This window comes from Marinomonas pollencensis (genome assembly GCF_003387375.1).
GTDB lineage: Bacteria > Pseudomonadota > Gammaproteobacteria > Pseudomonadales > Marinomonadaceae > Marinomonas > Marinomonas pollencensis.
The window spans coordinates 76,384-95,339 of sequence record NZ_QUNG01000010.1 but is presented as its reverse complement, the minus strand read 5'-3'; the positions used below and the strand labels follow the sequence as shown (position 1 = coordinate 95,339).

At 46.3% G+C, this 18,956-nt stretch carries 23 protein-coding genes; 22 read left to right on the top strand and 1 reads right to left on the bottom strand.

Annotated elements, in window-relative coordinates; translation table 11 throughout:
- The first annotated feature begins 1 nt into the window (after window position 1).
- The 9 genes from DFP81_RS13870 to DFP81_RS13830 all read left to right on the top strand — a co-directional run bounded on the left by DFP81_RS13870 (window position 2) and on the right by DFP81_RS13830 (window position 7,161).
- Window positions 2-1,165 (top strand): cobalt-precorrin-5B (C(1))-methyltransferase, encoded by a 1,164-nt coding sequence (locus DFP81_RS13870; protein WP_115898491.1) that lies wholly within the window; start codon window positions 2-4, stop codon window positions 1,163-1,165.
- The gene (locus tag DFP81_RS13865; protein ID WP_115898490.1) at window positions 1,162-1,938 is read left to right on the top strand and encodes a precorrin-6A/cobalt-precorrin-6A reductase; all 777 of its coding nucleotides are present in this window, start codon (window positions 1,162-1,164) and stop codon (window positions 1,936-1,938) included. The genes DFP81_RS13870 and DFP81_RS13865 overlap by 4 nt, the downstream gene beginning before the upstream one ends.
- A complete protein-coding gene (locus DFP81_RS13860; protein ID WP_425453667.1) occupies window positions 1,935-2,627 on the top strand; it encodes a precorrin-8X methylmutase in 693 nt (230 codons plus the stop codon). The genes DFP81_RS13865 and DFP81_RS13860 overlap by 4 nt, the downstream gene beginning before the upstream one ends.
- A complete protein-coding gene (cbiE, locus tag DFP81_RS13855) occupies window positions 2,627-3,946 on the top strand; it encodes a precorrin-6y C5,15-methyltransferase (decarboxylating) subunit CbiE (protein ID WP_115898489.1) in 1,320 nt (439 codons plus the stop codon). Before DFP81_RS13860 ends, cbiE begins: the two co-directional genes overlap by 1 nt.
- Complete coding sequence (gene cobI, locus DFP81_RS13850) at window positions 3,946-4,695, top strand: precorrin-2 C(20)-methyltransferase (protein ID WP_245959172.1); 750 nt, start codon at window positions 3,946-3,948, stop codon at window positions 4,693-4,695. Before cbiE ends, cobI begins: the two co-directional genes overlap by 1 nt.
- A complete protein-coding gene (locus DFP81_RS13845; RefSeq protein ID WP_115898488.1) occupies window positions 4,692-5,450 on the top strand; it encodes a cobalt-precorrin 5A hydrolase in 759 nt (252 codons plus the stop codon). The genes cobI and DFP81_RS13845 overlap by 4 nt, the downstream gene beginning before the upstream one ends.
- A gap of 235 nt (window positions 5,451-5,685) precedes the next feature.
- A complete protein-coding gene (locus DFP81_RS13840) occupies window positions 5,686-5,997 on the top strand; it encodes a 4a-hydroxytetrahydrobiopterin dehydratase (protein WP_115898487.1) in 312 nt (103 codons plus the stop codon).
- A gap of 144 nt (window positions 5,998-6,141) precedes the next feature.
- Window positions 6,142-6,810: a PAQR family membrane homeostasis protein TrhA gene (trhA, locus tag DFP81_RS13835; RefSeq protein WP_115898486.1), complete on the top strand. Its 669-nt coding sequence runs from the start codon at window positions 6,142-6,144 to the stop codon at window positions 6,808-6,810.
- A gap of 12 nt (window positions 6,811-6,822) precedes the next feature.
- Window positions 6,823-7,161 carry a thioredoxin family protein gene (locus DFP81_RS13830; protein ID WP_245959171.1) on the top strand — a complete coding sequence of 113 codons (339 nt, stop codon included), beginning with the start codon at window positions 6,823-6,825 and terminating at the stop codon, window positions 7,159-7,161.
- A gap of 7 nt (window positions 7,162-7,168) precedes the next feature.
- Here DFP81_RS13830 and DFP81_RS13825 read toward each other — a convergent pair whose 3' ends face one another.
- Window positions 7,169-7,426: a hypothetical protein gene (locus DFP81_RS13825; RefSeq protein ID WP_115898485.1), complete on the bottom strand. Its 258-nt coding sequence runs from the start codon at window positions 7,424-7,426 to the stop codon at window positions 7,169-7,171.
- Between the two features lie 257 nt (window positions 7,427-7,683).
- On the opposite strand from DFP81_RS13825, the gene DFP81_RS13820 reads away from it, so the two are divergent.
- The 13 genes from DFP81_RS13820 (at window position 7,684) to DFP81_RS13760 (ending at window position 18,890) form a co-directional block, all read left to right on the top strand.
- Window positions 7,684-8,166 carry a MarR family winged helix-turn-helix transcriptional regulator gene (locus DFP81_RS13820; RefSeq protein ID WP_115898484.1) on the top strand — a complete coding sequence of 161 codons (483 nt, stop codon included), beginning with the start codon at window positions 7,684-7,686 and terminating at the stop codon, window positions 8,164-8,166.
- An 80-nt stretch (window positions 8,167-8,246) separates the two neighbouring features.
- On the top strand, window positions 8,247-8,996 hold the full coding sequence (locus DFP81_RS13815; protein ID WP_115898483.1) for an RIO1 family regulatory kinase/ATPase domain-containing protein: 750 nt from the start codon (window positions 8,247-8,249) through the stop codon (window positions 8,994-8,996).
- Between the two features lie 162 nt (window positions 8,997-9,158).
- Window positions 9,159-10,166 (top strand): hypothetical protein, encoded by a 1,008-nt coding sequence (locus tag DFP81_RS13810; protein ID WP_115898533.1) that lies wholly within the window; start codon window positions 9,159-9,161, stop codon window positions 10,164-10,166.
- A 28-nt stretch (window positions 10,167-10,194) separates the two neighbouring features.
- A complete protein-coding gene (locus DFP81_RS13805) occupies window positions 10,195-11,238 on the top strand; it encodes an NAD(P)H-dependent flavin oxidoreductase (protein WP_115898482.1) in 1,044 nt (347 codons plus the stop codon).
- Between the two features lie 154 nt (window positions 11,239-11,392).
- A complete protein-coding gene (locus DFP81_RS13800; protein WP_115898481.1) occupies window positions 11,393-12,958 on the top strand; it encodes an ABC transporter substrate-binding protein in 1,566 nt (521 codons plus the stop codon).
- Window positions 12,958-14,013 carry an ABC transporter permease gene (locus DFP81_RS13795; RefSeq protein WP_115898480.1) on the top strand — a complete coding sequence of 352 codons (1,056 nt, stop codon included), beginning with the start codon at window positions 12,958-12,960 and terminating at the stop codon, window positions 14,011-14,013. The genes DFP81_RS13800 and DFP81_RS13795 overlap by 1 nt, the downstream gene beginning before the upstream one ends.
- Entirely contained in the window at window positions 14,010-14,855 is an 846-nt protein-coding gene (locus DFP81_RS13790; RefSeq protein ID WP_115898479.1) for an ABC transporter permease, read from the top strand. Before DFP81_RS13795 ends, DFP81_RS13790 begins: the two co-directional genes overlap by 4 nt.
- The gene (locus tag DFP81_RS13785; protein WP_115898478.1) at window positions 14,845-15,681 is read left to right on the top strand and encodes an ABC transporter ATP-binding protein; all 837 of its coding nucleotides are present in this window, start codon (window positions 14,845-14,847) and stop codon (window positions 15,679-15,681) included. The genes DFP81_RS13790 and DFP81_RS13785 overlap by 11 nt, the downstream gene beginning before the upstream one ends.
- Window positions 15,678-16,364 carry an ABC transporter ATP-binding protein gene (locus tag DFP81_RS13780; RefSeq protein WP_115898477.1) on the top strand — a complete coding sequence of 229 codons (687 nt, stop codon included), beginning with the start codon at window positions 15,678-15,680 and terminating at the stop codon, window positions 16,362-16,364. Before DFP81_RS13785 ends, DFP81_RS13780 begins: the two co-directional genes overlap by 4 nt.
- Before the next feature lie 47 nt (window positions 16,365-16,411).
- The gene (locus tag DFP81_RS13775) at window positions 16,412-17,071 is read left to right on the top strand and encodes an NADPH-dependent FMN reductase (RefSeq protein WP_115898476.1); all 660 of its coding nucleotides are present in this window, start codon (window positions 16,412-16,414) and stop codon (window positions 17,069-17,071) included.
- On the top strand, window positions 17,061-17,516 hold the full coding sequence (locus tag DFP81_RS13770) for a gamma-glutamylcyclotransferase family protein (protein ID WP_115898475.1): 456 nt from the start codon (window positions 17,061-17,063) through the stop codon (window positions 17,514-17,516). Before DFP81_RS13775 ends, DFP81_RS13770 begins: the two co-directional genes overlap by 11 nt.
- Before the next feature lie 175 nt (window positions 17,517-17,691).
- Window positions 17,692-18,363: a phosphatase PAP2 family protein gene (locus DFP81_RS13765; RefSeq protein ID WP_147299455.1), complete on the top strand. Its 672-nt coding sequence runs from the start codon at window positions 17,692-17,694 to the stop codon at window positions 18,361-18,363.
- A gap of 224 nt (window positions 18,364-18,587) precedes the next feature.
- Window positions 18,588-18,890, top strand: a complete 303-nt coding sequence (locus tag DFP81_RS13760; RefSeq protein WP_115898473.1) for an ElaB/YgaM/YqjD family protein — start codon at window positions 18,588-18,590, stop codon at window positions 18,888-18,890.
- Window positions 18,891-18,956: the final 66 nt, after the last annotated feature.

Below are 18,956 nucleotides of genomic sequence, written 5' to 3'. Positions count from 1 at the left end.
TATGTGGCCTGAAAGCGCTGAAACTCCCGCCCCATTACGTACTGGATTGACCACAGGTACCTGTGCGACAGCCTGTTGCGTGGCGGCGGCTCAGGCGCTTTTCTCCCAGCGACAAGACCCAAAAGTCAGCGTCACCTTGCCCAAGGGTCAGGTGGTAGAGCTGACGATTGAACATTATCGTCGCAACGACACCTGTGTGCGCACCGCCACCATCAAAGACGCGGGGGATGATCCTGATGCGACCCATGGTGCCACTATTTTTGTTGAGCTTAGTTTGTGTGCTGAATCAGGTGTGCGTTTTCTGGCCGCAGAAGGGGTCGGTACTGTGACGCGCAGCGGCTTGTTATTAGACATAGGCGAGCCGGCGATTAATCCGGTGCCGCGAAAAATGATGACAGAGCACTTAGAATCGATTGCCCAGCTGTATGATTATCAAGGGGGCTTTGAGGTGTCGGTGGGGGTGCTGAACGGTGCCAAGATTGCCGAGAAAACCATGAACCCGCGGTTGGGAATCCTAGGGGGGATTTCTATCTTAGGTACCACTGGTATTGTGCGGCCGTTTTCTTGTGCCGCCTACATCGCTTCTATTCATCAGGGGATTGATGTTGCACGCTCTAATGACATTACTCATATTGCGGCCACCACAGGTAATGCCAGTGAAGACGCTATTAAAGCCCATTATCAGCTGGATGATATGGCCTTGATTGAAATGGGAGACTTTGTCGGCGCGGTATTAAAGCACGTGCGAAAATTAGAGCGTGACGGCAGTGCAAAATTAACCAAGCTGAGTTTATGTGGTGGCTTTGGTAAAATCAGTAAGTTGGCACAGCAGCATATGGATTTAAATAGCCGAGTATCAAGCATCGATCTTGCGGCTCTGGCGGCTTTGGCACAAACGCTGGGAGCAGATGATGAGCTGGCAGAGAGAATGAGCCAGTCTAATACCAGTGTTGAAGCGCTCAAGTTTGCGCAGCAAGTAGGTCTTCCTTTGGCAGATGCTGTGTGTGCGGAGGCATTGAGCTTTGCTCGTCATTACATTCCTGCGCATATGGATTTAGAAGTGTGGGCGATAGATCGTCGCGGCCAGTTTGTCGGCTATGCCAGCGATCACCACCAATCTAATGAGGTTTCCTCAGAAGTCCCACAAGCGAGAGGCTCCCGATGAAGGTTTTGTTATTAGGTGGTACCGCGGATGGCCGACGTATGGCCGATGCCTTGCATCAAGCGGGTGTGCGTGTGGTTTATAGCCTAGCGGGTTTAGTACGCGTGCCGAAAGTAGATTGTGAGCTGGTGGTGGGCGGATTTACTCAGTTTGGCGGTTTATCCCAATACATTAAAGATCATCAAATCACCCTTATATTGGATGTGACCCATCCCTATGCACAAACCATGAGCGGCAAAGCCGTTGCCGCAGCGCGTGCAAGTGGGATTCCTTGTTGGCGCTTTCACCGTCCAGCTTGGCAACCGGTAACTGGGGATGATTGGCGCTATTATGACGATGACACCCAGCTCCTGTCAGCGTTAAAAGAATTTCACACGCCTCTACTCAGTGCCGGGCAAGTATCTGAACCTTTATTGAGAATGATTCTCAAAAATGATAATCTCACGTCTGTTATTTGGCGTACTGCAGTGGCCGCAAAATTTGCTTTGCCAGAGCGAGTTCAATGGATTAAAGCCATCGGCCCCTTTGCCTTAGAAGATGAGCGTGAGTTGCTGCTTGGCCATAATGTCGACGTGATAGTGAGCAAGAACAGCGGTGGTTTGGCCACCTATGCCAAGCTTGAGGCTGCCCGTGAGTTAGGCATACCTGTGTTGCTCCATGAACGTCCTGAGTTAGCCGTGGCCGATGAAGAATTTAGTGACACTAAGGCTTGTTTGCAAGCCTGTTTAAGTGCTTGTGGTGTGTCCAACCTTGGTCAAAAAGACAATCAACAGTGACCCATTCAATTAACCAAATAGCCAGTAAAAAAGGTCCAAAAGTGCCAGATCAACAAGACTATGAGCATAACCCTCAAGCCATTGAAAAAGACAGCTTTCGCCAAATTCGAGAACTCACTGACCTGTCTTCATTGACGCAAGATCAGCAGCAAGTAGTGATGCGAGTTGTCCACAGTTTGGGCTTGCCTGATGTGGCCGGGTCGGTGCGTTTTAGTGCCAATGCGACCCAAGCAGGGCGTCAGGCCTTGGCCAATAACGGGGCGATTTTGTGCGATGTGGAAATGGTCAAACAAGGGGTGACTAAGCGCATGATAGAGCGTGAACCCTTGTGTTTTCTGAATGATCCTACGGTGGCCATGCTGGCAAAAAATCGTAATGAAACCCGTTCTATGGCGGCATTAAGTTTGTGGACTGATTCATTAGCAGGCAGTGTGGTGCTGATCGGCAATGCGCCAACGGCGTTATTTCGATTGTTAGAAATGATCGAGCAAGGAGCGCCAAAACCGGCGCTTATTATAGGCATGCCGGTGGGCTTTGTGGGCGCCGCTGAATCCAAGCAAGCCTTGTGGGACGCCCATGAGAAGTTAGGCATTGAATGCATTACTTTATTAGGGCGTATGGGCGGCAGTGCGGTTACCTCAGCGAGTTGTAATGCGTTGTTACGCTGTAATTTGGGCGAGTACTATTAATGCAGATTCATGTAATTGGTCTAGGAGTTGCGCAGTACGTAACGTTAAACCTTCAAGCGCAAAGTGTGCTCTCGAATCTAACGCCACAAGATATTGTGTTAGGCTCACCAAGGCAGCATGACACACTGGCTAACTATCGTCACCAAGCCAAGATTGAAGTGCTGCCTAAGTTATCTCAATTGGCTGCCAAGTTTGAGCAATGGCAACACCAAGGTGCGTCGCAAGTGGTGGTATTGGCTTCTGGAGACCCTTTGTTTTATGGCGTAGGGGCGTGGCTTGAGCGTAATTTTGCTGGTGAGGCATCTTCCCATACACTAAGTTTTTACCCTAATGTATCCAGTATTCAAGCCGCTTGTCACCGTTTGGGAATGTCGCTACAAGATGTACATGTGGTGAGTCTACATGGCCGTCCTCTGTCAAATTTACGCCGCTCATTACAGGCCAATAAACGCCTTGTGTTGTTAACCGATCAATACAGCCAGCCAGCGCAAATTGCTGCTGAGTGTGTGGCCGCAGGGTTAGACCAAAGTGAGCTCATTGTTTGTGAAGCATTGGGCTATGAAAAAGAACAAGTACGCCATTTTTCTGTGGCGGATTTGCTTGCTAAAAGTGCACCGTCATTTGACCCATTAAATGTGGTTGTGGTGAAAACCAGCAGTTCAAATAAAGTGCAAAGCAGTGTTTACCCTAGCGCACCAGGGATACCGGACAACGCCTTTGTCACCGACAAAGGTGATGGCAAAGGGATGATTACTAAGCGTGAAGTCAGGCTAGTTATTTTGTCTTATTTGTCACTTCAAGATGGTGACACCGTTTGGGATATTGGTGCTGGCTGTGGTGGTGTAAGTGTGGAGTTGGCGTATTGGCACCCCAACAGCAAAGTGATCGCCATTGAACATCATGCCAAGCGTTTAGCCTGTTTAGAGGCAAATCAATCACGCTTCGGGGTTACTCAGAATTTAACCCTTGTGGCTGGGCGTGCACCGGCCGCATTAGCGGATTTGCCATTGCCAGACAAGGTCTTTATTGGTGGTAGTGATGGCGAGTTGAGCGATTTGATGGCACAAGTATGGTGTTGCCTACCACTGGGTGGCCGTTTAATGGTGAGTGCTGTGACTGAGGATAGCAAGTACCAGCTAATGCACTTTTCGACACTACGTGAACAAGCCGAAGATGCAGAAGAACAGAGTGTGCAACTGGCTGTCGCAAAGCAAGACCTGTTAGCCGGACAACGGCTCTACCGCCCCAATTTGCCTGTGACTTTATCTTTATTTATAAAAACGTCAACGGCAACCAATATACAAAAGGACACCAAGTAATGAGCGTGGTCGAAATGACATCAAATGAACAAACAAAAGGACGCTTTATAGGGGTTGGTGTGGGTCCAGGAGACCCTGAATTAATTACTTTAAAAGCACTGCGTTTGATTCAGCGTGCTAGCGTAGTGAGTTACCTTGCAAATGCTGAAGGCAATTCACAAGCAAAGAATATTGCCAGCGAGGCGTTCGCAGAGGTAACTCGTCAACAAAATGAAATTGCCATTGTGATGCCCATGTCGACGGACCGTGAAGAGGCGAATAAAGCCTATGACGCAGGGGCTGATGCGATAGCTTCTGAACTAGAAAAAGGTCGTGATGTGGTCTTTTTGTGCGAAGGCGACCCATTGTTTTTTGGCTCTTTTGCGTATTTATTAGAGCGTCTCGAAGGCCAGTTTCGTTGCCAAGTCGTGCCAGGCGTTTCCTCTATTAACGCCGCATCATCAGCTTTAAATCACCCATTAACAGTATTGAAAGAGTCATTTGCCGTGGTCAGTGGGCGTCATTCAGCGTTGCAAATTGATACCGCTTTAGAGCAACACGATAGCGTCGTTATTATGAAGGCGGGTCGTGCGCGACCTCGTATTCTGGCCGCTCTGCGTAAAACCAATCGCCTACAAGACGCCAAGTATCTTGAATACATAGGTCGAGACAATGAGCGCATAGTGCCAGACGTTAGCGTCTTAGAAGACAAAGCGGGGCCATACTTTTCCTTATTTGTGGTAACCAAAAGTGAGCGGGGCACACGTTGATTCGTATTATTGCCTTGACGCCAGCCGGAGAACAGCTAGGGCGGCGCATAGTGCGTCTGTGGCCTGATGCCGTGCTGACTTACAAGCCCAAGCCCTTTGCTGACAAGGTGCAAACGGCGTTTCAGCAAGGTGAACGTTTGGTGTTTATTTGTGCCACGGGAATTGTCATGCGCACCTTGGCACCTGTGATACAAGACAAGCGTCAAGACCCGCCTGTTTTGGTGTTAGATGAACTGGGCAAATTTGTTATTCCTCTGTTGTCTGGTCACGAAGGCGGGGCGAATGATTGGGGGGCGCAACTGGCTGATGGCCTTGGTGCCCAGTTAGTAATGACCACAGCAAAAGCCTATTTAAATCCTGTTTATACCCTAGGTATGGGGTGTGAGCGTGGTTGTCCGTTGGACTATATCGAAGAGTTAATGTTGCAAGCTTTGTCCCAGCAAGGCTTAACCCCGAGTGATATAGACTCTTTGAGTAGTATTGATATCAAGGCCGATGAAGAGAATTTAATACGCTTGGCAGAAAAATATCACTGGGCATTTCATACCTACAGCGCTCAGCAATTAGCGCCTATGGCGGATTTGTTGAGTACCCGCTCTGACTATATTTTTAAAACCGTTGGGGTATATGGTGTGGCAGAATCTGCGGCGTTATTTGCCGCAAAAGAGGCTACCTGTAGTGAGCCAGAGCTTGTGTTAAATAAGATTAAAAATGCAAAGGCGACTGTCTCTATTGCAAGAGCATTCAAAGCGTAATAGGTTCGTAGTAGAGGTAAAAATCAGGGAGATTAACGTTTTAGAAAGATTTGTAATATAAAGTGACGGGGTCACCATATAGCCTCCCAAGAGGCAAGAAAACGGCAACTAGAGTGATCTTTATAACAGGTGATTGAATTCATGTTTTGGAACTCCAATACTTCATTTATAGCTGGAGAACAAAATGACAGCCTGGATAAAGAGATGCATATAAGAACAGCCTTTGGAGGTATTTATGCCATTAAGAGCACTGACACAAGAAGAGATCGAAAGCTCCCTAAGCGAGCTTAATAAATCGACCCAGGGACATTGGATTATCAAAGATGGAAAGTTAACATCCAGTTTCACTTTTCGAAACTTCCAACAAGCCTTTGGTTTTATGACGCAGTGTGCATTGATTTCGGAGCGAATGGATCACCACCCAGATTGGTCTAATAACTATAATGAAGTTTATATACAACTGACCACAGAAGATGTTGAAGGCCTATCTGAGAAAGATTTTTTGCTTGCCGAACAAATGGAAGTGCACGCTTCCACAATAGATTAAAAAGACAATCTATTATTAAAAGTGCAATACATTATCTTAATAATGGAGCGTGATTAAGGCTTAGCAAGACTAAGCCTTAATCTGAATAGTCTGTTTATTAAGAGCAAACCCAAAAAAGGGTTTAGAGATCGATGGAGAGCACCAATGGAAGATGTGTTAGCTCCCGCCAAAAGAGAGCAATCGCTTGGCGAAGAAATCGCCAACAGTATCAGTCATGGAATTGGTTTGTTAGCTGCATTAATAGGGACGCCGTTTCTGATTATCAATGCGGTTAATCATGCCGACACAAGCTTTGTCGTTGGCGTCAGCATTTTTTCCGCAACCATGATTTTATTGTACCTTTCTTCTACCTTGTACCATGCTGCGCCCGCAGGATCGGTTAAAAACCTGTTTCGAGTGGTGGATCATTCCGCCGTGTATTTTTTGATTGCTGGCACCTATACCCCCTTTATGCTCGGGGTGTTGAGAGGAGCTTGGGGCTGGTCAATTTTAGTTTCTGTATGGGGACTTGCTGCTGTGGGGGTGCTGTTAAAGGCCTTTGGTAAAGCCAAACATCCTTTTGTGTCGACGGTTTTGTATGTGCTGCTTGGTTGGCTGATTGTGATTGCGATCAAGCCATTAGTCGAGCTTATGGCTCCCCAAGGTCTGATACTGCTGGTGTTAGGTGGTGTTTTGTACACCTTAGGCGTGTTGTTCTATGCGCTTGACTCGCGGGTACGTTATGCACACCTGATTTGGCACCTATTTGTCTTATCAGGGACAGTTTGCCACTTTTTTGCCATTCTTTGGTATGGCGCTTACGGCGCAGTTTAATAGGATTATGTGATGACTGAGATGTGTGCGGCAAAACAGGGATTTAACCCTGAGTATTCAGAGCAAGCCCCAACCATAGAAGAAATTGAGCAATTAACGGCTGATGCTGTGCTTGAGTTTGGTGCTCCTTGGTGTGGGCATTGTCAGGCCAGTGCTCCAGTGATTGCCGCTGAGCTCTCTGCTCGTTCTTTATGCCATATCAAAGTATTTGATGGCAAAGGGAAAAAGCTAGGAAGGGTATTTGGTGTAAAACTTTGGCCAACGTTAATATATTTAAAAGAGGGCAAAGAAATCGCTCGCGTGGTACGTCCTTTAGCGGCTGAAGACATGGCCGATTTGTTGGCAGGCTAACTGACGGTCAAACTCGAATATCAATTAATGAGCCAATAGCTTGGTCTGCACTGTTGATTACACGAGCATTTGCTTTTGCATTTAGCTCGCTTTCTTTTGCCTGAATCAAACCATCTTGAATTTGACTGCCTGATCGGTTGGATGGATCACTGCTGGTGGTTTGTGTCGCCGCATCAGCCACTTTTTGACTTGCTTCATTTAGCCCAGTCTGACTATTGGTAAGTCCTGTGTGGGCATAGTTAAATGGCGAATTGGTGATTTGCATACATCTGACCTTGGGCTGAGAGTCGCCTTTTCTAGTACATCAATAAAATAGATTGATGCAATCTTAACCAACTTCTTGCTGACTGTCAGTAATCTTATGTAGCCGTTTTTTTAATCACCGCCACCAGGTGGTGTTTTGTGAGTCCTTATTTTGCTGATGCGTGTGGGTTAACATTTTTTTCGCTTTCTGTCGTTTACCCTATGTTTATCAAGTTTGTGGAGTGCCACACGTAGACAAGCATTAGGTTATAGTGAGGAATGAGATTGAGGCCATTTGAGTTACGACATAATCTGCCAGAAAAGCGACAAGCAGTAGCGGATTTCGGATTATTGATTTCAGCGGCCAAAGCGGACGTTGTTGCTTCAATAGATGCCGCGCTTGCCACATTAGGGTTAACCGCTGCCCAATATCGTGTGGTCATGATTTTGGCCTACAATGGTCGAACTACCCTTGCGAATTTATCTGCCGAAATGGATTATGATCGAGGCGCAATGAGCCGATTACTGTCTCGTCTTGAGGGGAAGGGCTTGTTGGATAAAAGTCCGTCTGCAACGGACAAGCGCTCAATGTATTTGAGTTTAAGCGCCAAGGGGAATGCACTGCTGCCTAATATTAGGCCTAAGGTAAATGATGTGTTTGAGAAAGCGTTGGGCGGTTTTTCTTATCAAGAGAGAGATCAATTAAGCACGCTTCTGCTAAGGTTTTTGAACAATTTGAAAGAAATCAGTAACAAAGGGTAACTCTCACCTTGCTGCCTACTTAGTCTCATTTACGTTTGTTAACATTGTTGTCTAGGCAATTACTTACGTAGATTTAGACAATGAACGAGCAAATACTGATTTCACAATTAGGTGAATGTTTTCCAGGTCGTGACTTTCACACGGACAATTTAACCGTCCTCCACAAAGGGCGCTTTGCCAATGCCATTGTGTACCGTTATAAAGATGACGAAACAGATCTAGTGATCAAAGATTTTCAGCACAGCCCTTGGCTTGTTCGCAAAACATTTGCGCGTTTGTTTATTAATCAAGAGTATAAAGCGTTAGCACGCTTACAAGGTATGGATGGTGTGAGTGATGAGTTTCATCGCTTATCTTCGATTGGTATTGCCTATGCTTTCATTGAAGGTGTGCCATTACGCACCTTGAGTAAAAAAGGCGAAACTGTGCCGAAAGCCTTCTTTAATCAACTGGAACACATGGTCTCTGAAATGCACCGCCGTGGTTTAGTTCATTTAGATTTACGTAACCTAGGTAATGTGATTTTAGGAAAAGACGGTAAACCCTATTTTATTGATTTTCAGTCTTCGATGACTTTCTCTCGCTTTCCAAATTGGTTACAACGCTACATGCGTGGTGCTGACTTATCGGGTGTTTACAAAGGTTGGAATTCCGTTTGTGATCAACCTGTAACAGGTCATAAAGAGGCGTTTTTCAAAAACTTTAATCAACTTAGAAAACGTTGGATCTTTCGCGGTTACCCATTACACAGATCCTATGTTTGGCTTTGTGGTCTAGCCAGTCAGTTGCCTGGCGCAGAACTGATTCGAAATTTGTCTGATCGGCTTTAGAATCCCTAAGTGTAAAGAACAGAATCAACTTAACTTCTGTTCTTTACACTCCTTTCCGATATCTTCTTTTTTTCTACTAGATACAACTTGTAAAAACACTTCTTACAGGCAGTGAAAAGCGCAATAATGGTGGCCTACCTCATAACAAAGGCCAAGCGCTTTATGTACACGGATGAAGATTTAAATTATGCCGTAAAGAAGGGCGTATTTACCGATGCTGCCGTCACTGAATTTCGATCTTTATTAGCAGAAGAAAAACACACCCGCTTTGAGGATGAAGAGAACTTTCGTTTAGTCGGTGGTTTTAATGATATCTTCGTGGTGATTGCGTGCAGCTTATTGTTGTTTTCATCAGTTTGGGTTGTTAGACCAGTAAGTAACACGCTGGCTATGCTGGTTTTTGCGGCTTTATCCTGGGGGTTAGCAGAGCTTTTCGTGCGCAAACGAAAAATGGCGTTGCCTGCGATTGCCTTGTTGCTTTCTTTTATGGGAGGGGTTTTTTGGTGTGCATTCTCAATTAGCTCAGTGATTCCATCTTTTAGCGTACAAGCGTCTTCATTAATTGCCGCTGCGATCACCACTGTGTGTGCTTATTTTCATTGGCGTCGATTTAGAGTGCCGATTACCGTTGCGATGGGAGTCGGTAGCCTTTTTGTGTTTTTCCTTTCTTTGCTATTGGTGATTTTCCCAGCCGCGCAAGAGGGGCTAATGACCGTGCTTTTCTTATGTGGCATCACGGCATTTGTGTTAGCAATGTGCTGGGATGCGTCTGATACAAAGCGGATAACTCGCCGCTCAGATGTGGCGTTTTGGTTGCATCTACTTTCAGCCCCTTTAATTATTCATCCTATTTTCTCGAATTTGGGGATTTTAAACGGCAATGAAAGCATATTAAGTATGCTGGTTGTGGTCTTTTTATACTTATTAATGACGTCCATCTCCATAGCAGTAGACCGCCGAGCCTTTATGGTTTCTTCGTTAATTTATGTGATCTATGCAGTATCGGCCATTATTGAAAGCTATGGTGGGATTGGCTATAGCTTTGCTCTTACTGGCGTGCTGATTGGCGGAGGGTTATTACTCTTGTCGGCAAAATGGCATTTTATGCGCGCTAAACTATTACAAGTGCTGCCCAGTTCAATCCAAAGTTATTTGCCGAAAGTAAGATGACTTTCGTTTCGCTTAAGGAGTAGCAAAGATGAATAATACACTTGCAGTGCAGCTACTAGGTTGTGAATACCCTATTATTCAAGCGCCGATGGCAGGAGCCCAGGGCAGTGAAATGGCGATTGCCGTGTCTAACGCTGGTGGCTTAGGGTCACTGCCTTGTGCCATGTTAAGTATTGATAACATGGTCAGCGAAATCAAACGCATTCAAGCTGCGACCGATAAACCTTATAATTTGAATTTCTTTTGTCATCAAGAGACGGCCTATGATGATACACGACAAGAAGCTTGGCAAAGGCTGTTAAAACCGTATTTCGCCGAATATGGAGCGACGCCTAAAAGTAGGCCTAATAGTGCTAATCGCGCTCCTTTTAGTCATGCCATTGCGGACGCGATTGAGCCATTTTCACCTCCCGTCGTTAGTTTTCATTTTGGTCTTCCGAATGCCGAATTAATCCAGCGAGTAAAATCGTGGGGCAGTAAAATTCTCTCCTCTGCCACCACGCTAGAAGAAGCACTCTGGTTAGAAGCAAGAGGGGTTGATGGCATTATTGCACAAGGGGTAGAAGCGGGCGGTCATCGAGGTATGTTTTTGTCTGATGACATAACGACTCAAATGGGGTTGTTGTCTCTGGTTTCACAACTGACTCAAACCGTAACGATACCAGTGATTGCTGCAGGGGGCATTGCGCACCACAGAGACATACAAGCACTATTGTCCTTAGGCGCCACAGCGGTTCAAGTTGGAACCAGCTATTTGCTTTGTGATGAATCCCAGATTAGCCATGGTCATCGACAAGTGCTGCAAAGTGAGGTCGCACAACATACTGCATTAACCAATGTGTTTACCGGGCGTCCCGCTCGTTCTGTGGTGAATCGAGCAATGACAGAGTTGCACTATATGTCGCCATTCGCGCCAGCCTTCCCTCACGCTGCGATCGAAATGACACAATTAAAAGCATTAGAGGCTCAATCAGGTGGAATCAACTTTGCCTCACTGTGGTGTGGTCAAAACCCTTCTGGTTGTAAACCTATCTCCGCGTATGCCCTAACCAAGCAATTGGCACAAGGCTGAGACTAGCCTTGTTTACGTCCCAGTTTGAACAAGCAATTTCATCAAGCTGGTTCAAATGTGAAGATAAAAAGCCTATTGCTTTAACTCACTTCCGCCTATCGGTAAGCTCACTTAAAATGCAACAAAATTGATGATTTCGCTAGGAAAACACCTGATGATTAAGAAATGGATTGCCACTGGCATATTACTAACTGGGAGTATTGCGGCTATGGCAGCCACTCCGCCAAATGTTTTAGTGGTTGCTCAATCGCTTGACGATATTACCAGTCTGGATCCTGCTCAAGGGTTCGAGCTGACCTCGGTACAAACCTTTACCAATATTTATCAACGTTTGGTTCAGTCTGACCCTGAAAATCCCACACATTTGAAGCCAACGTTAGCGAGCAGTTGGGAATCGACACCTCATAGTTTGACTGTAACCTTGCAGGATAATGCCCAGTTTGCAAGTGGCAACCCGATTCGACCTGAAGATGTTATTTTCTCTTTAGGCCGCGTAGTGAAGCTGAATTTAGCACCATCGTTTATTTTGACTCAATTAGGTTGGAATAAAGACAATGTAGACAGTCACCTACAAAAAGTAGGCGACAATAAAGTGAAAATAACATGGGACGTTAACGTTGGCTCTGCCTTTGTTTTGAGTCTTTTGTCCGCTCCTGCAGCCTCCATCATTGACCAAAAAACTGTCGCAACGCACGCCATCAATGGTGATTATGGCCATGCGTGGCTAAATAGCCACTCGGCTGGTAGTGGGCCATTTAAAATTATGAAATACACGCCCCATGAAGCCCTGGTATTAACTGAAAATACAACGGCCCCAGGTGGCGGGCCTAAAATGAAAATGGTATTGATGAAAAATGTACCGGATGCGGCGACACGCCAGTTACTGATTGAACAAGGTGACGCGGACATTGCGCGTAACCTAGGCTCAGATCAATTCGAGTCATTGCAAGGAAAGCCTGGTGTCAAAGCTCTAGCGCTGCCTTATGCGTCACTGTATTACATCATGTTTAATACCAAAGCCAAAAATAACCCAGATTTGGGTAATCCAAAATTTTGGGAAGCAGCACACTGGGCATTTGATTATAAAGGCATTGCCGTTGACCTGATGCGTGGTCAATTTCAGGTTCAACAATCCTTCCTTCCGCAAGGGTTTAGTGGCGCATTGAGCGATCAGCCTTATCATTATGATCCACAAAAAGCGAAACAGATCTTAAAAGAGGCAGGAATCAAAGACCCACATTTCAAACTTGTGGTATCTAATCAACCGCCATATCTTGATGTTGCTCAGGCACTGCAAGCCAGCTTTGCTAAAGCCGGTATTCGAGTGGAGCTGACTCCAGGCATTAGCAGCCAAGTGTCTAGTCAGGTGAAAGAGCATAACTATGAAGCCAACGTATCGTCTTGGGGGCCTGACTATTTTGACCCAAATACCAATGCGTCTTCGTTTGCTTATAACCCTGAAAATGGTTCGAAAACACTTGCTTGGCGTGCCAACTGGCAGATTCCAGAGCTCAGTAAAATGACCATCGCTGCACGGGCCGAAACAGACCCAGCAAAACGAACTGAAATGTACCAAGAGCTGCAACGTCGTGTGCGTGAAAGTTCACCAGTGGTCATTGGTCTACAGAATAAAAAATTGGTTGCCATTCGAGATAATCTAAAAGGTTATGTCCAAGGTATTACGCCAGACATGGTTTATTATAAAAACGTTTCTAAATAATGCATGATAATGAGAAACCAGCCGGCGTGATGCGTCGGCTTTGGATAGGCCGCAGCCAATATTTGGCGAGCGGCCTTATTTCCTTGGCGCTGACCTTATTAGGTTTATTGGTATTTACCTTTTTACTGTCTCGCGCTGCACCAATCGACCCTGCCCTACAGCTGGTGGGGGATCACGCCAGTGAAGAAAGCTATCAACAAGCACGCCATGAATTAGGCTTAGATAACCCCTTACCAATGCAGTTTTTGCACTATTTAGGGCGCTTGAGTCAGGGGGATTTAGGCACATCTCAGTTAAGCCAGCAGCCGGTGCTTGACGATCTAATGCGGACTTTTCCTGCCACCATAGAATTGGCGACTTGCGCTATGTTGTTTGGCGCCTTTTTTGGCATATTGTTCGCTACTTTAGCTGTGTATAAGCCAGGCAGTTGGTTAGATCACTTTGCTCGTTTTATTTCTTTATTAGGTTATTCCGTGCCCGTTTTTTGGCTCGGGCTACTGGGGTTATTGCTCTTCTATGCGACCCTGCATTGGTCAGCAGGCCCTGGACGACTGGATGATATTTACACCTATACGATGACGCAAAATAGTGGTTTTGTGCTACTGGATGCGTTTCGCAGCGGTGACATAAACATTGTTAAAAATGCTATTGCTCATTTATGGCTACCGGTCGCTGTATTGGCACTGTTATCAATGGCGTCTATCACTCGATTGCTTCGGGCTGTGATGTTAGAAGAAAGCAACAAAGAATATGTGATATTGGCACAAGCCAAAGGTGCCAGTCGTTTGCGCATCTTGTTGGTGCATGTTTTTCCTAATGTACTAGGCACCTTGATCACCATTTTAGCCTTGTCTTACACCGGATTATTAGAAGGCGCGGTGTTAACTGAAACCGTATTTGCTTGGCCAGGTTTAGGACGTTACTTAACCAGTGCCTTGTTCGCTTCAGATACCGCGGCGGTACTGGGTGCCACGCTGTTAATTGGCACCTGTTTTGTACTGCTCAATGCACTGGCCGATATATTGACTAAATGGGTGGACCCAAGAACACGATGATCATTTCACAAACCTGGCGCGGGTTGCCGTTAAGGCAGCTATTTAACACCTTTAATATCGGCTTACTCTTGGTCGTTTTGTTGGTGGTATTGGCATTGCTTGCGCCATACATATCGACTTTTGATCCCAATGTACAAAATATTCAAGATCGCTTGCTAGCGCCCAATGCACAACATTGGTTTGGAACCGACCGTTTTGGTCGAGACCTTTTTTCACGGGTTTTACATGGTGCCCGTCCTACCTTGCTGTTGGTCAGTCTGGTGATTTTATTAACGGTGCCGATTGGCTTAACTGTGGGTATTTGTGCTGGCTATTTTGGTGGCTGGGTTGAGCGTATTTTAATGCGTTTAACTGACATTGTAATGTCCTTACCAAGCTTGGTTATTGCCCTAGCCTTAGTGTCTATTTTAGGGCCAGGTTTAATGAATGGGGCACTGGCATTGGCTTTTACTAGCTGGCCATCTTTTGCGCGTCAGGCGCGAACAGAAACCTTGTCTATTCGCCGCAGTGATTATCTGACGGCGGCAAAAATGCAAGGGGTTAGTGGGTGGCGCTTAATATTTGGTCATATCTTGCCGTTGATTTTACCCAGTGCGATTGTCCGTGCAGCGCTAAATCTAGGGGGCATTATTTTGTCTGCAGCAGGCTTGGGCTTCTTAGGCATGGGGATTCAACCTCCCGCTGCCGAATGGGGCTCTATGGTTGCCAGTGGAAGCCGCGTGATCTTTGATCAATGGTGGGTGGCAGCGGTGCCGGGCGTAGCCATCTTGTTAGCCAGTCTTGCTTTTAACCTGCTCGGAGATGGGCTAAGAGATAAAATGGATCCACGTCATGACAAATAATACATCGTTAGTGGACGTTCGCGGCCTGCGTATAGGGCTTGATGATGGTACCGAATTGGTGAAAGGCATTGATTTTTCAATGGGACATGAACGCGTTGCTTTAGTTGGAGAATCTGGTTCTGGTAAATCCCTAACAGCACGCTCATTGATGGGCTTATTGGCCGACTCTTTAGTGGTTGAGGCGGACCATTTCCAACTGCTCGGTCATCCGGTATTAAGCTACCGCCAGAGCCAATGGAATCGCCTACGTGGCCAGCAAGTTTCCATGGTGTTACAGGATCCGAAATACGCGTTAAACCCGACCCAGAATATTGGTCGTCAGGTAGCAGAACCATTGGTATTGCATCAGTCTATGTCCAGCAAAGCAAGGCTAGAAAAAGTCGAATACATGTTGGATGCCGTTGGCCTTGCTAACCCAGCTAAGCTCAGAAAAATGTACCCACATCAATTGTCAGGAGGGATGGGGCAAAGGGTGATGCTAGCGATCGCCTTGATCAATGACCCGCAGCTTTTGATTGCCGATGAACCCACCTCAGCCTTAGACCACGCGGTTCGAGACCAGGTGCTGGCGCTAATCCATTCCTTGGTCGAAGAGCGTAATATGGGCCTGTTATTGATTAGCCACGATTTGCAACAAGTGGCTGATTATTGTGAGCGAGTGATGGTCATGTATCAGGGGATATTAATTGATCATTTGCCCGCAGAAGCGTTACCAAACGCGACCCACCCTTACACTCAAACCTTATGGTCGTGCCGCCCTAATATCACTAAGCGTGGGCAGCCACTGCCAACCTTAGACCGCCAGCATTTGGAGACCTTGAAGTGAACCAGCTAGAAGTTAACAATGTCAGTGTGAGTCATGCCCAAGGTTTACAGCGCAATACCGTGGTGCACAATGTCGATCTTAGCGTACAAGCCGGTGAATGCTTTGGTTTAGTGGGACCGTCTGGTTGCGGTAAATCGTCCCTTCTTTGGGTACTGGCAGGATTGAACCCATACTGGGAAGGCGACATTAGCCTATTTGGGCAACCGTTAGAGTCTGGTAAGGTTTTCACTGGCGAGCTACGCCGTCGGGTACAAATGGTATTTCAAGACCCTTATGCGTCGCTACACCCTAAACACCGATTGCGCCGAACGCTCGCTGAGCCCTTAAAGTTATTGGGTTTACAAGATATCGACGACCGTCTGAGTGAAGGTTTTAAGCAAGTGGGTTTGGCGGAAAACATGATTGACCGCTACCCCCATCAATTATCGGGAGGGCAGCGTCAGCGAGTAGCGATCATTCGTGCCTTATTGCTGGAGCCAAAATTATTGTTGTTGGATGAGCCAACCTCGGCGCTAGATATGTCGGTGCAGGCTGAAATATTAAATTTACTAAATGATTTAAAAGCCAGCCGTGATTTGACTATGATCATGGTAAGCCATGACCCAGATGTGATTGATTATATGTGTGATCATGCGGTGACTATGAAGGCAGGACGCATCGATCAAGAAAAGTATTATCGCTAGGTTGTTTTGTTCTGCTCAACGGTCAAATTTGTTGCAAGGAGGGAATAATGAAGTTTTTGATCTTTTTAGGATCAGTAAGAACCAGTACACCACCACGCCCCGCGCGCCTAGGAGAAAGGGTTAGTAAGGCGTGCTTGTCTTTCTTCTCGTCTTGTTATCCTGAGCATGATATTGAATTAATCGACCCGTTAGATTATGAATTAGGGGCGATTTTCAAACCGCATTTTGCTTACTCCAAACGCACCGTGCCACAGGATTTAGACGTTTTAGCGGATAAAATTCGTGCCGCAGATGGCTACATTATGCTGAGCCCTGAGTACAACCACAGCCTCAGTCCAGCGCTGGCTAATTTATTAAACCACTTTGGCAGCTCGCTGTTTTCTTATAAGCCTAGCGCCATTGTCACTTATTCCTCTGGACAATGGGGAGGGATGCGTGCAGCCGTTGGCATGCGCGTATTCTTAAGTGAACTTGGCTGTTTACCTGTCTCCTCCATGGTGCATATCCCACATGCCCAAGACGTCTTGGAAGAAGACGGTCGCATTCAACCTGGCCAAGATGAGAAGCGTTGGGAGAACTATGTGAATCGTACTTTTAACCAGTTGGTATGGTGGGCTGAAGCTTGTTCTAGACAAACTGAGCAAAGCGACCCTCATGCACTGATGTCAGCGTTTACCCGTGCACCTACGGATCGAGATGCCCCTTAGTTTGCAAAGTGATCAGCCACACAGTCACTATGTCTTTGTGTTCGGCACATTAAAAGAAGGTTTTCCTAATTTTGAACGCAACCAAGGTGTACGTATGCCTGGTGTGTTCAAAACCGTAGAACCTTACCCTCTGCTGTTGGTTGGCGAACGTTATTCTCCTTGGCTGGTGTTAGCGGCTGGAGAGGGGCACCCGGTGATAGGGCAGGTGTTTTGTGTTGACGATGTAGCATTGGCTGAGATGGATGCATTAGAGCGCATCACACAAAGTGATGGCTATCGCCGTTTAGAGATTGAGGTGGCCAATTTAGACAGCGGGCTTAAGCAAACCGTATGGGTTTATGGTAAACCGACAGCGAGCCTGCTAACAGCCGATGTTCGTGTTGAGCTAGAAGGTGATTACTTATTAGAGCATGCGGCGCTGTATTGCCATCGGCCCCACTCCTAAACTGAAACAGCGAAGCAAAACCGAGACCATCAGATTAGGCCACTAAGCACATTGAGCGTGCGCTTTAGTGGCTTTTTTTGTTGCGTTAAACTTGGTGCCCATTCGGCTTTTATCCTTTTGCTTATCCTCGATAACGAATGAAAATGATAGCCAGTTTTTTAACGCGAAGGTGTTTATGAATAATGATCTCTTTTTGGAAAGTAAAGTTACTCGGTCGAACCTTGTTTTATTGTCCGTTCTCTTTTTTGGTTTTGTGCTCTTAGCCACCTTGGTTCATACACCAATAGTTGCTCATATTGATAGCAGCCTGTTGTTTGCCTTGCGAGACAGCCATGATGTGCGCCAAGGTTGGGGGCCTGATTGGGTCGGTTCGCTGATGAGAGATATTACTGCGTTAGGCAGTAATTGGCTGCTGGGCTTTTTTAGCCTGGTGTTGGCTGGGTATCTGGCTTTGATAGGAAAAGGCCGCTTAGCCTTGTATTTCCTGATCGTTATTGCCTCGGGCATGGTGTTTTCATTCTTATTGAAATGGGGCTTCTCTCGACCACGCCCTGAGTTAGTTCCCCATGCAACCAAGGTCTATACCAGTAGTTTTCCTTCTGGCCATGCTATGTCTTCAGCGCTCTTTTTTCTGTCCTGTGCTTTGCTGCCAGATTGGCAATACCCAAAGCGTTCAGCGGCACGTTGGTGGTTAGGTGTTGCTGTGCTGATCCCGCTGTGTGTGGCGTTAAGTCGAGTCTACCTGGGAGTGCATTGGCCAACTGATGTGATCGCTGGTCTGTGTGCTGGCTTCTTTTGGGCGCTGTTGTGTTTTGTGCTGGCGAAGCCTCATTTAGAACGGTGTTAGGTAAACCATGAAGAGTAAGTTTTCTTGCGGATAGTGTCGGTCGAATCCGCTCTTATTTGCTGCAATATTCCCCATGAATTTTTTACACGCAAGTGTGTAGTAAGTTTCTTCTGTTGTTTTTCTTTGTTATCTGATTTTTATAAAACTATTAAATATCAAATAGTTATGGATTGGCATGATGTTGGCAAAGGAATAACTACATTCAAAAATCATGGAGAAGAATCATGGCTACAGCAAAAAGCACGACTCAATCCAAGGCCCATGAAAAAGTGGATCAAGCGGCGGAAGCGGCTCATAAGGGCGTTGATGGTGCCTCAGAAGCAGCAAGCAAAAGTGAAGAGCGAATCGAAGAAGTAGCTCATCAAATTAGTGAGCAAGCGCACAAGATGGCAGATACCGCTAAGCAGCAGTCAGAGAAGGTGACAAACGTAGTGGGAGATTATGCCAAAGAACATCCAGTTAAAACCGTCGGCATTGCTTTTCTTGCTGGTGCCGTAGTCGCAGGTCTGTTGTGCAAGCGTAAATAGCAAAACACCGATGAACTGCCCACAGCGAGTCGTTACAGTGAGTTAAGGTAGCGACCAAGGCGTAAC